Here is a 12,102-nt window from a genome sequence, read left to right as displayed (position 1 = left end):
TTCGGGTCCCCGGGTTTGTGGCGCCTACAGCAATTGCTCGAAGAGAGCGCGCGTGTTCTCGAACGTCATCTCGACCGGGTTTCCGCCCGTGCTCGGATCGTTCAGGGCGGATCGGGTCAACGCATCCAGATCCGGGTCTACGACGCCAAGCTCCGTCAATGTCCGGGGAATTCCCATTGAAGCGTTCAACGCGTCGACAAAGGCGCAGAAGCCATCGAAACCGCCGTCGATCCCCAGATAGGCAGCCGCCTCGGCCAGGGTTCCTTCGCAAGGTTCCCGGTTGAATTGCAGGACAGCCGGCATGCAAACGGCATTGGTCGTGCCATGATGGGTGTGATGCACCGCGCCAATCGGATGGCTGAGCGCGTGGATGGCGCCGAGCCCCTTCTGGAAGGCGGTGGCCCCCATCGCGGCTGCCGACATCATGTGGGCCCGGGCTTCGATATCGGTGCCGTCGGCATAGGCCCGCGGCAGGTATTCTTTCACCAGTCGCATCCCCTCAAGCGCAATGCCCTGACTCATCGGGTGATAATGCGGCGAACAGAACGCCTCGACGCAATGCGCGAAGGCATCGAGCCCTGTGCCGGCTGTGATGAACGCGGGCATACCGACCGTCAGTTCCGGGTCGCAGATGACCACTGCCGGGAGCATCTTCGGGTGGAAGATGATCTTCTTTTCATGGGTCTGCGAGTTGGTAATGATCGCGGCACGCCCCACTTCGGAACCGGTGCCTGCGGTGGTGGGCACCGCCACGATCGGGTGAATGCCCGCCGGATCGGCGCGGGTCCACCAGTCGCCGATATCCTCGAAATCCCAGAGCGGCCGTGTCTGTCCGGCCATGAAGGCGAGCGTCTTGGCCAGATCCAGGCCAGAGCCACCGCCGAAGGCAACGACACCGTCATAGCCGCCGTCGCGATAGGCCTTCAGCCCCGCCTCGACGTTCTTGTCCGACGGGTTCGGATCCACCTCCGAAAACATCGCCCGGCCGAGGCCCGCAGCCTCCAGCAGATCCAGCGTCCTGGTCGTGATCTCCATGGAGGCAAGGCCACGATCGGTCACAAGAAGGGGTTTGGAGATTCCAGCCGCGGCACAGGCATCGGCAATCTCGGAAATGCGACCGGCACCGAAACGTATCGGGGTGGGGTAGTTCCAGTTTCCAACGAGCTTCATGGTCGTCATGCTTTCTTCAGATGGTAGGATTTCGGACGGGTCAGGGCATGGAAGCCCAGAACCGAGAGGCCGGCGCCGCGACCGGTATCCTTGCAGCCGGTCCAACACAGAGCCGGGTCGAGATAGTCGCAGCGGTTCATGAAGACGGTGCCGGTCTGCAGGCGTTTTCCAATTGCGTCGGCCGTGTCGCTGTCCTGGGTCCAGATGGAACAGGTCAGGCCGAAGTCGCTGTCGTTCATCAGCGCGATGGCCTCCTCGTCATCCTGCACCTTCATGATCCCGACGACCGGGCCGAAGCTTTCGTCGCGCATGACACGCATGTCGTGGCTGACATTGGTGAGGATCTGCGGCGTGAGATAGATGCCGCCGTCGTCTTCGGCAAAGGTCTCGATATGGGCCACCGCGCCGTCTTCCAACGCCTCGGCAATCTGGGCGCGAACCTCTTTCGCAAAGCGGATATTGGCCATCGGGCCGATGGTGGTCGCCGCGTCGAGGGGATTTCCGAGCTTGTAGCCCTTCACGATCTCCACGCATCTGGCGAGGAAATCGTCATACACGCTCTCATGCACGTAGATCCGTTCGATGCCGCAACAGCATTGGCCGGAGTTGAACATCGCCCCGTCGATCAGCGTGTCGGCGGCTGCCTGGATGTCGGCATCGGCGCGCACATAGCCCGGGTCCTTGCCGCCAAGCTCGGTGGAAACGGCTGTGAAAGTGCCGGCAGCGGCACGTTCCATTGCCTGACCGCCACCGACGGAGCCGGTGAAGTTGACGAGATCGAACGCCCGGCCGGCGATCAACGTCGAGGCGGTGTCGTGGCTGAGGAACACGTTCTGGAACACGTCCTTGGGCACACCGGCGGCGTGAAAGGCCTCGGCCATGCGTTCACCCACGAGGATCGTCTGGGCGGCATGTTTGAGCACGACGGTGTTGCCGGCAATCAGCGCCGGGGCGACCGTGTTAATCGCGGTCATGTAGGGGTAGTTCCAGGGCGCGACAACGAACACCACGCCATGCGGTTCGCGCTCGATCTTGCGCAGGAAGGCGTCGCTGTCCTCGATCACGATCGGGGCGAGCGCTTCCTCTGCGATATCGGCCATGTAGCTGGCCCGTTCATTGAAGCCGCCGAACTCGCCGCCATAGCGCACCGGCCGGCCCATCTGGTGGGCCAGTTCCACCGCCATCCGATCCGTTGTCTTGCCGATCTCGGCGACTCCCGCGCGCACCAGGGCAATGCGTTCCTGAAGGGGCCGGGCAGCCCAGTCGCGCTGCGCCCTGCGTGCCTGCGCGGCCACTTCAAAGGCCTCCTTCGTACCAAGAAGCGGTCGTTCAGCATATACCGATCCGTCTATCGGCGAGATGCACTTTACTGTGTCAGTCATGGGGTTCCCTAACGGATTCGATTGTCTCGTAGTCTGTGTTGAGGCTGGTTATTCGAAACCGACAACGACCGGTTTCGTCAATCTCCAGAACGTTCAGCGAAGTCCCTGCCTCCAGGCCGTCTGCCGTGTCCGCCGAGTAGCGCAGAAGCGCGTATCCAAGATCGCCGCTGGCGTCGCTTGAGAGCACTTCCAAGCGCTTGTTTTCCTCCGGCACGGCGAACCAGGCCTCGTGGGCCTCGCATATCGCAGCGCGGCCGCGTACTGGCGTGCCGAAAGGCGAATGGATTTCGCCATCTTCGGTGTAGAACCCGGCGCATGCCGAGGCATCCCGCGCTTCGTAGGCAACAAGGTAATCGTCCAGAAGCTTCCGCAAATCCGTCTCGAACGGCATAGACTCAAGCCCTCTCGAAGCCGCGCGCGATCTCCCAGTCGGTCACCACGCGGTCGAATTCCTCCTGCTCCACTTCGGCGCAGCGGACGTAATGGTCAACTACGAAGTCGCCCATCGCCTCGCGTAGCATCTTGGAGGTACGGAGCGTTTCGGTCGCCGCCCGAAGGGTTGCGGGGATCTCGCGCGCGCCTTCGTCCTCGTAGATATCGCCACTCGTTGCGGGCGCCAGCTCCAGCTTCTGCTCGATCCCCTTGATCCCGGCGGCGAGGAAGGCGGCCTGGGCGAGATAGGGATTGATATCGGAGCCGCCGATCCGGCATTCCATGCGCACGCCCTTGGTACCTTCTCCGCACAGGCGGAAGCCCGCGGTGCGGTTGTCCACCGACCAGACCGCCTTGGTGGGGGCGAAGGTGCCTTTCAGGAAGCGCTTGTAGCTGTTCACGTAGGGCGCAAGGAACACGGTGTAGTCCGGCGCGTAGGCGATCAGGCCAGCGCAGAACTGGCGCATGAGGTCCGACATGGCATGTGGCGCATCGGCGTTGAAAAAGGCCGGGGTCGCGCCCTGCCAGAGCGACATGTGGACGTGGCTCGCGGAGCCGACCTTGTCGTGGTGCCACTTGGGCAGGAAGCTCGCCGCGTGGCCGTGCTGCCATGCAATCTCCTTGGTGGCGTGCTTGGCTATGGTGTGATGGTCGGCGCAGGCCAGCGCATCGGCGTAGCGGATATTGAGCTCTTCCTGACCCGTCTCGGCTTCGCCCTTGGTGTTCTCCACCGGGATGCCCGCGGCATAGAGGTGGTTGCGCAGCGGGCGCATCACGGCCTCTTCCTTGGTGGTCTGAAGGATATGGTAATCCTCGTTGTAGCCCGAGATCGGCGTCAGGTCGCGGAAACCGCCCTTGCGGATCTCGTCGAAGCTTTGCTCGAAGAGGAAGAACTCCAGTTCGGTCGCCATCATCGGGGTGAGGCCCATCGCCTCGAGGCGCGCGATCTGTGCCTTCAGCACCTGGCGCGGGGAATGCGGGACGGGCTCATGGGAATGATGGTCGAGGATATCGCAGAGCACCATCGCCGTGCCCTCGAGCCACGGCATCGGGCGCAGCGTGTCGAAATCCGGTTTCATCACGTAATCGCCATAGCCAGCGGCCCAGGAGGTTGCCTTGTAGCCTTCCGGCGTGCCCATCTCCAGATCCGTTGCCAGAAGATAGTTGCAGCAATGGGTCTCTTCCCAGCCGTGGTCGATGAAGTTCCGGGCGTGGAAACGCTTGCCCATGAGGCGGCCCTGCATGTCGACAAGACAGACGAGAACCGTGTCGATGGTGCCGTCTTTGACGGCGGCTTTCAGAGCGTCGAAGGTGAGCGGGCCGGGCATGTTCGTCCTCTTTTCAGGCGGCGACCGGCCCAACAGGGCCGGTCATTGTCTTGGTGTCAGGCCGGCCCTTGCGGGCCGGTCCTTCCGGTTGGGGCTGGCTCAGCCGTAGCGATACGGGCGGCCGGCCTTCTGCATGTCGGCGTTGTACTTCTTGAAAATCTCCACGACCTTTGCCTTGGTCTCCGATTCCGCGGCGACCTCGTCCCAGAACTTGACCGCGGCCGCCTCGACGGTGGCCCATTCCTCGTCGGGAATGGAGGTAAGCTCCATCTTGGTGCCGTTGACGCGCAGGTTGGCCTCGCCACCCCAGTACCACCATTGGCGGTAGTAATGCGACTGGTCGCAGCAGACGCGGAACAGGGTCTGCAGGTCCTCGGGCAGCTCGTTCCAGCGCTCCATGTTGGCAAAGAAGGAACCAGCCCAGGCGCCGGAGATGTTGTTTGTGAGGAAGTAGTTGGTCACATCGGCCCAGCCAACAGTGTAATCCTCGGTGATGCCCGACCAGGCGATGCCGTCGAGTTCGCCGGTCTGCACGGCAACCTCGATGTCTTCCCAGGGCAGGGCGACCGGCACGACGCCGAACTGCGCCAGGAAACGACCCGCTGTGGGGAAGGTGAAGACGCGCTTGCCCTTGAGATCCTCCAGCGAGCGGATCGGGTCCTTGGTGGCGAAGTGGCAGGGATCCCAGGCGCCGGCGGAGACGTGCTTGACGCCGACCTTGGAATACTCCGCATCCCAGATTTCGTTCAGTCCGTATTGGTTGAAGAGCACCGGCACGTCGAGCGAATAGCGCGAGCCGAAGGGGAAGTAGCCGCCAAAGACGGTGACTTCGGTGGGCGAGGCCATGGAGTCGTCATCCGATTGCACCGCGTCGATCGTGCCGCGCTGGAGCGCCTGGAACAGCTCGCCCGTGGGCACAAGCTGGTCGGCATAGAAGAGCTCGATCTGCATCTTGTCGCCGGCAATCGTGTTGAACATCTTGATTGCCGGATCGATGACGTGCTCGGCCAAGGCCGCCCCGGCATAGGTCTGCATCCGCCACTTGATGGTGGATTGCGCGATGGCCGGCGTCCCCAGAGCCGCAGCGGGCGCAAGGGCGGCAGAGCCCTTCAGAAATGTGCGTCGTGTCGTCATGTCAAACCTCCTGTGGTTTCCTTGGTTGAAGCCCTGTTCGCAGGGTCTGGTGATCACTTGTTATAGACGATTTCCGGCAGCCAGAGTGCGATCTGGGGAAAGATCATCACGAGGCTCAACGCCAGAACCATCACGAATACGAAGGGGATAATGGAGACATAGATATCCTTGAGCCCGATCTCCGGCGGGGCCATCGCCCGCATCAGGAAGAGATTGTAGCCGAAAGGCGGGGTCATGTAGGCGATCTGGGTGGTGATCGTGTAGAGCACCCCGTACCAGATCAGGTCGAAGCCGAGCGCCTTGACCAGCGGCACGTAGAGCGGCGCAACGATGACCAGCATGGCCGTGTCGTCGAGGAACGTGCCCATCAGGATGAAGCTGAGCTGCATCAGGATCAGGATCATCCACGGGGAGAGGCCGAGCTGCTCGGTGAAGACGCTCTCGATGGCCTTGACCGCCCCAAGCCCGTCGAACACCGCGCCGAAGGCGAGGGCTGCGAGGATGATCCACATGAACATGCAGGAGATACCGAGCGTCGAGCGCACGGAATGGTAGAACACCTCGCGCGTCATCCGGCCCTTCAGGACGGCGGCAAGGAAGGCGGCGATGGCACCGATGGCGGAGCTTTCCACCAGCGAGGTCCAGCCATTGACGAAGGGGACCATCATTGCCGCGAAGATCCCGATCGGCAGAAGGCCTGCGCGCAGGAGCGCGAGCTTCTCCGACATGGGAATGTCCCGTTCCTCTTTCGGTAGGACCGGTCCAAGAGAAGGCTGAATCCAGCAGCGCACGGCAATGTAGAGCACGAACATGCCGGCCATCATCAACCCGGGAAATACACCCGCGAGCCAGAGCTGTCCGACGGGCTGGCGCGCGATCATAGCATAGAGCACCAGCACGACCGAGGGCGGCACGAGGATCCCGAGCGAGGAGCCGGCCTGGATCACGCCGGTCACCATCTGTTTGTCATAACCGCGTTTGAGCAGTTCCGGCAGGGCGATGGTCGCGCCGATGGCCATGCCGGCGACCGAAAGCCCGTTCATTGCCGAGATCAGCACCATCAGGCCGATGGTTCCGATGGCCAGCCCACCGCGCAAGCCCCCCATCCAGACATGGAACATCTTGTAGAGGTCGTCCGCGATCTTGCTGTTGCTGAGGATGTAGCCCATGAAAATGAACATCGGCAGGGTCAGCAGGGGATACCACTTCATCAGCTTCATCGCCGCCGAAAAGCCGAGATCGTACCCGCCACGGTCGCCCCAGAGAAAGAACGCCGAGACGACGGCCACGAAGCCGATTGCCCCGAACACCCGCTGACCGGTCAGCAGCATCAGCATCATCGAGGAGAACATCAGGATGGCGATTGTTTCATAGGCCATCAGTTCAGCTCCTCGCGGGGATATTTCTCGCCCCTGAGGCGCAGGATGTCTTTCAGAAACTCCGAGATTGCCTGAAGCAGCATCAGGAAAATTCCCGTGATCATGATCACCTTGATCGGCCAGAGATAAGGCCGCCACGCTGTCGGGCTCCGCTCACCACCGTATTTGAACGAGTAGAGCGTGCTGTCGATCCCGCCCCAGAGCAGGAAGCCCAGATAGGTGATCAGGAAGAGGACGGTGATAGCATCGACCTGGCTTTTCCGGCGGTTCGACCATTCGCCGTAAAACAGGTCCATCCGCACATTCGACCCCATCTGGATCGAATAGGGCCCGCCGAGCATGTAATAGGCTACCATGGCAAACTGGGCCATTTCCAACGTCCAGAGCGACGGAAGGAAGAAGGTCTTGGAGATCGAGGACCAGAGCAGAATGCCCATCATCACGAAGATGCCGTACATTACGAACTTGCCGATGATCCGGTTCATACCGTCCACGATGCGGATGTAACGCCTTGCGAGTTCCATATCCGGTCTGTTACCCCGCCCCGTCCTGGAAGTGCGTGTCGTCATTGCCGGCAAGAACCGGATTTTCCCGGAGCACGGCGGAGAGCATCGCCACCAATTCGCCGGCCACCCGCTCCGCGCCCGCAGGTGTGTCGATGAAATCGCTACGGATCTCGATCATCACGTTGGGAATGCCGGCCGGTACGGCATGCTCGCGCAAGCTGTGGGTCACGCCATCTGCCGCCGAATAGGGTTGGTTCAGCTCCGCCCGCAGTGAGGTGTGATCCTCGGCAATGCGCATCATCGCCCGAGCGACACGATCATCTGCGTCATGCAGAAGTCCCAGCTCAACTTGCCGCGCCTGGCCCATGTAGACCGGTGTGAAACTGTGGATCGTGACCAGCATCACCGGCCCTGTCCTTGAGGCTATCGTATCGGCCAGAGCCTTGCGAAACGGCTCATATACGTCCCTGACACGGGCTTCGCGGGCGTCTTCGGCCAATGCACTGTTGCCGGGTATTTCGAAGATTTCGCTCTTTTCAGCAATCGCGTCCCTCGCAGTAGGGGGGCGGTTGCAATCATAGACCAGCCTGGAGACCCGGGCTTCGACGAGGGGCGCATCCAGCGCGGCCATCATGTTGCGCGCGACGTCCCGCGCACCGATATCCCAGGCGGCGTGAGACAGCAGCGCGTCCGCATCAAGCCCGAGAGAGTCCAGTGCGGCGGGAATGAACCGCGATGCGTGTTCACAGACAAGAACGACCCGTCCGCGCCCGTCCGCGTTCAGAACATGCGCGGCCGGACCTTCGGCATCCGTCAGAATTGAAACAGGCTGGTGGTCAGTCATGACGCTCATTTGGCGTGCGCGACGGAGCTTCTGTCAAGAAAAATCCTGTAGACATCGCTACAGTCAAATTTTATTCTGAAACGAACGTTAGAAAGGTGGCAACCTTGCCCCCAACCGCTGCGAAAAAGACCGTCAAGCAAATCATACAGGACAGTCTGGGAGACCTGACGCGTTCCGAGCAGCAATTGGCGCACGTCCTTCTTCAGGATTATCCAATGGCGGGACTGCAATCGGTCACCAAGTTCGCCCTGGCCGCCGGTGTATCGACCCCGACGGTCATCAGGATGGCACGCAAACTGGGTTTCGACGGGTTTCCACACCTACAGGAGGCCCTGAGGGATGAAGTCGCCGCTCAGATCAAGAAGCCCATTTCCAAGCACGAAGACTGGCAGGCGCAGGATGCAGACAGGCATCCACTGAACCGTTTCGCCGACTCTGTTGCCGAGAATATCCACTACACATTGGAACGCCTCGACCGGACGCAGTTCGACGCCGTGGTCGATCTGCTTGCGGCGCCAGAGCGACGGGTCTACGTGGCTGGCGGCCGGATTACCCGTTCGAATGCGGACTACCTGTTCAATCACCTTCAGATCATTCGACCAAACGTCACGCAGCTTGGAAGCTTCGAGAATGTCTGGCCACAATATCTTCTGGACATGGACGAGAACGCGATCCTCATCCTGTTCGACATCCGGCGCTACGAGAGCAGCATTCTGCGGTTGGCGACATTGGCGCATGAACGGGGATGCAAGATCGTTCTGTTCACGGACCAATGGGGCTCGCCTGTCACGAAGGTGGCGGATTTCGTGTTCCATGCGTTGGTGGAAGTCCCGTCAAGCTGGGATTCCACCGTCGCGATCATGGTGGTGCTGGAAGCGCTGATCGCGGAGGTCCAGCGTTCCCAATGGGAGCAGAGCCGCAAGCGGATCGAGGATCTGGACGCGATGTTTTCCGAGACGCGCCTCTTCCGCAGTTTCGAGTGAAACCAGCACGACCTTCCACCGCAGGGCACGGTTCCATGCGTCTCGTCAGGCCAATCGTGCTGTTCGCTTGCTCAACCGCGTTTCTGAAACGCAATCATCACCAGTGCCAGGCAGGATGATCCTATCATCAGTAGCAGCGACACCGCATTGAGCAGGGGCGTCGAACCCTCTTTCAGGCGGTCGAACATTGCGATGGTAAGGGGCGCGTCGGACCCGACGAGCATGAGCGTCGTGTTGAAGTTCTCGAAGCTCATGAGGAAGGCAACGACAAACGCGCCGACCATGGCCGGCCCGAGATAGGGCAGGGTGATCGTGCGGACTGCCGTCAGCCGGTTGGCTCCGAGATTCATCGCGGCCTCTTCGAGCGAGCGGTCGAATTTCTGCAGACGCGCGCCGAGAACCAACGTGCTGATCGTGGCGATGAAGGAAAACTGGCCTAGGACGACCAATGTCAGGCCGGGTCGAAGCGCCTCGAGATCCCACTGGGCGACGTCCCACAAACCATTTGCAATGCGGCTTGAGAAGACGAGGATCGAGATGCCCAGCACGATGCCCGGAACCACCAGCGGCAGCAGCATGAAGATGTAGAGGATCCCCTGTCCGCGGAACCGATAGCGGTTGAAGAGAAAGGCGTTGGAGAGCCCGACCGCGACGGACAGGATCGACACCAGGACGGCCACGAATGCAGAGGTGCCGATAGCCCGCAGGATCGAGCGTTCATGGAACACACCAATCATCGGGCGCTCGGATCCGAAGAACCAGTTCCAGGTGAACCCTTCCCACGGAAGCGACGGGAACTGGCTGTCGTTGAATGCGAAGACCGCGACCACGACGAGTGGCAGCGCAAGGAAGATGAAGAACGCGATCACGTAGCCGGTATAGGCCAGTGAGACGAAGCGGGGTTGGGGAATGGACGGAATCATGGCTGCTTCCTCATCCCATCGTCTTTTCGAGCGACTGGCCCGTAAGCTTGAGCATGCCCCACACGATCAGGGAAGACAGGCCCAGCAGCAGGAAGCCGAAGGCCGCGCCAAGCTCCCAGTTGAAGCGGACGATGAACTGGGAATAGATCAGCTCGGTGAACCACAGGCTGTCCTTGCCGCCGAGCATAGTCGGCGTGAGGTAATTCCCGAGGCTCAACATGAAGACCACGATGCAGCCCGAGACAATGCCCGGGGCCGCGTGCGGGATGACGATCTCGCGCAGGACCGACAGGCCGTTTCCGCCAAGGTCGTAACCCGCCTCGATCACCTCGTCGGGAAGGCTTTCCAGCGTGGTGACCAGCGGAACCACCATGAACAGCATCGAGGTATAGACCAGCCCGACCATGATGGCGGCGTCGTTGTAGAGCATCTCCACCGGCCCATCGACCAGACCCAGAAACTGCAGCAGGTTGGAAATGAGGCCGGTCTCGCGCAGCAGGATCATCCATCCAAAGGTCCGGACAAGCTCCGAGACCCAGAACGGCACGAGGCAGAGCAGGAACAGGGCTGACTGCACCCGCCCGCGCGCGATCTTTGCTATGTAGTAGGAGACGGGAAACGCGATCAGCAAGGTGATCATGGTGGCCAGGATCGACATCACGGCAGTGCGCAGAAACGTGTGCAGGTAGAGGGGCTCATTGATGAATGTCAGGTAGTTGGCCAGGCTGATTTTGTATTCTCCAACCCCGATCCGTTCCCGCAGCGAAACGAGGAACATGTCCACATGCGGGATGAAGATCAGCAGCGACAACCACAACAGAAGCGGCGTCAGCAGAAGGATCAGCCCGAGCTTGGCTTCAGAGCGCATCAGGCGCCCTCCGCCGCAAAGCAATTGCCCTGCGCGCCCGACCAGCCGATCTGAACCTCTGAGCCGCGCGAAAGCCCGGAAAACTCGCCGGATTGCGGCAGGTTGACCTCGATCTCGCCGCTGCCGGCGGAATCCTGCACCAGGATGCGGCTGGCCGCGCCGTTGAACAGGATGGACTCGACCTTGCCGGTGATCCGGTTGTCGAAATGGGCCAGTTCTTCGGTCGAATGGGCGATCCTGATCGCCTCGGGGCGCACAAACACCTCGGCCCGGTCGCCTGCCGAGAGGGCACGCCCATGCGTGGCGCCGCGCATCAGGATGCCGCTGTCGGTCCGCATTTCCATCTCCTCGCCCGAAACCCGCTCGATCCGCCCCGACCAGCGGTTGGCGTCGCCCACGAAGCCGGCGACGAAGGCCGTGTCGGGCCGGTAGTACAGGTCCTGACCGGAACCGACCTGCTCGAAGCGGCCCTCGTTCATCACCGCGATGCGATCGGACATGACGAGCGCTTCGGACTGATCGTGGGTGATGTAGACAAAGGTTGTGTCGAAGGCAGCCTGCAACGCCTTGAGTTCGACCTTCATGCGTTCTCTCAGTTTGAGGTCGAGCGCGCCGAGCGGTTCGTCCAGCAGAAGGACTTCCGGCTCCAGAACCATGCAACGGGCGATGGCGACACGCTGTTTCTGCCCGCCGGACAACTCGTCAACCTTGCGAGCGCCGATCCCCGGAAGACCGATCCGTTCCAGGGCTTCTTCAACTTTCTTTTCGATCTCCGGTTTCGCCACACCGGCCCGCCGCAAGCCGTAGCCGATATTTTCGGCGATATTCATCATCGGGAAAAGGGCCAGGTGCTGAAACACCATGTTCACCGGCCGCTTGTTGGGGGGCGTGTCGATAACGGAACGGCCGCGGATGTGGATATCGCCGGAACTTGGTTCCAGGAATCCCGCGATCATCCGCATGATCGTCGTCTTGCCACAGCCCGAAGGGCCAAGGATGGAGAAAAAGGAACCGGCCGGGACAGAAAAAGACACGTTGTCAACAGCAACCGTGTCACCGAACCTGCGGGTCAGGTTCATGCATTCAAGATCAGGGTACATGGAGTTTCCCGAAGGGGGGAGGGTTCCCGCAGCTTGCGGGAACCCTGAAAGGT

The 12,102-nt window shown here is 61.3% G+C and carries 12 protein-coding genes; 1 reads left to right on the top strand and 11 read right to left on the bottom strand.

The features are described from left to right. Nucleotides 1-24 precede the first annotated feature (24 nt). The 8 genes from AX756_RS08185 to AX756_RS08150 form a co-directional block, all read right to left on the bottom strand. Complete coding sequence (locus tag AX756_RS08185) at nt 25-1,170, bottom strand: iron-containing alcohol dehydrogenase (RefSeq protein ID WP_068310133.1); 1,146 nt, start codon at nt 1,168-1,170, stop codon at nt 25-27. 5 nt (nt 1,171-1,175) lie between these two features. Further along, entirely contained in the window at nt 1,176-2,552 is a 1,377-nt protein-coding gene (locus AX756_RS08180) for an aldehyde dehydrogenase family protein (protein ID WP_068309965.1), read from the bottom strand. Further along, complete coding sequence (locus tag AX756_RS08175; RefSeq protein WP_068309964.1) at nt 2,545-2,943, bottom strand: YybH family protein; 399 nt, start codon at nt 2,941-2,943, stop codon at nt 2,545-2,547. Before AX756_RS08175 ends, AX756_RS08180 begins: the two co-directional genes overlap by 8 nt. 4 nt (nt 2,944-2,947) lie before the next feature. Beyond that, nucleotides 2,948-4,312, bottom strand: coding sequence for a glutamine synthetase family protein (locus tag AX756_RS08170; RefSeq protein ID WP_068309963.1), 1,365 nt, complete (start codon nt 4,310-4,312; stop codon nt 2,948-2,950). Between the two features lie 99 nt (nt 4,313-4,411). Next, complete coding sequence (locus AX756_RS08165; protein ID WP_068309962.1) at nt 4,412-5,446, bottom strand: TRAP transporter substrate-binding protein; 1,035 nt, start codon at nt 5,444-5,446, stop codon at nt 4,412-4,414. Between the two features lie 53 nt (nt 5,447-5,499). Then, nucleotides 5,500-6,825 (bottom strand): TRAP transporter large permease, encoded by a 1,326-nt coding sequence (locus AX756_RS08160; protein ID WP_068309961.1) that lies wholly within the window; start codon nt 6,823-6,825, stop codon nt 5,500-5,502. Then, entirely contained in the window at nt 6,825-7,349 is a 525-nt protein-coding gene (locus tag AX756_RS08155; RefSeq protein WP_068309960.1) for a TRAP transporter small permease subunit, read from the bottom strand. Before AX756_RS08155 ends, AX756_RS08160 begins: the two co-directional genes overlap by 1 nt. Before the next feature lie 10 nt (nt 7,350-7,359). Then, nucleotides 7,360-8,184 carry an N-formylglutamate amidohydrolase gene (locus tag AX756_RS08150; RefSeq protein WP_082739006.1) on the bottom strand — a complete coding sequence of 275 codons (825 nt, stop codon included), beginning with the start codon at nt 8,182-8,184 and terminating at the stop codon, nt 7,360-7,362. Between the two features lie 86 nt (nt 8,185-8,270). On the opposite strand from AX756_RS08150, the gene AX756_RS08145 reads away from it, so the two are divergent. Continuing rightward, nucleotides 8,271-9,158: a MurR/RpiR family transcriptional regulator gene (locus AX756_RS08145; RefSeq protein ID WP_321186398.1), complete on the top strand. Its 888-nt coding sequence runs from the start codon at nt 8,271-8,273 to the stop codon at nt 9,156-9,158. Between the two features lie 71 nt (nt 9,159-9,229). Here AX756_RS08145 and AX756_RS08140 read toward each other — a convergent pair whose 3' ends face one another. The 3 genes from AX756_RS08140 to AX756_RS08130 are packed head-to-tail and all read right to left on the bottom strand — an operon-like array spanning nt 9,230 to nt 12,049. Then, on the bottom strand, nt 9,230-10,081 hold the full coding sequence (locus AX756_RS08140) for an ABC transporter permease (RefSeq protein WP_068309958.1): 852 nt from the start codon (nt 10,079-10,081) through the stop codon (nt 9,230-9,232). A 10-nt stretch (nt 10,082-10,091) separates the two neighbouring features. Beyond that, nucleotides 10,092-10,949, bottom strand: a complete 858-nt coding sequence (locus tag AX756_RS08135) for an ABC transporter permease (protein ID WP_068309957.1) — start codon at nt 10,947-10,949, stop codon at nt 10,092-10,094. After that, nucleotides 10,949-12,049, bottom strand: coding sequence for an ABC transporter ATP-binding protein (locus AX756_RS08130; protein ID WP_068309956.1), 1,101 nt, complete (start codon nt 12,047-12,049; stop codon nt 10,949-10,951). The genes AX756_RS08135 and AX756_RS08130 overlap by 1 nt, the downstream gene beginning before the upstream one ends. Between the last annotated feature and the right edge of the window lie 53 nt (nt 12,050-12,102).

It is taken from the genome of Aliiruegeria sabulilitoris, from assembly GCF_001558155.1.
GTDB lineage: Bacteria > Pseudomonadota > Alphaproteobacteria > Rhodobacterales > Rhodobacteraceae > Tropicimonas > Tropicimonas sabulilitoris.
This window is presented reverse-complemented; position numbering and strand designations above follow the sequence as displayed.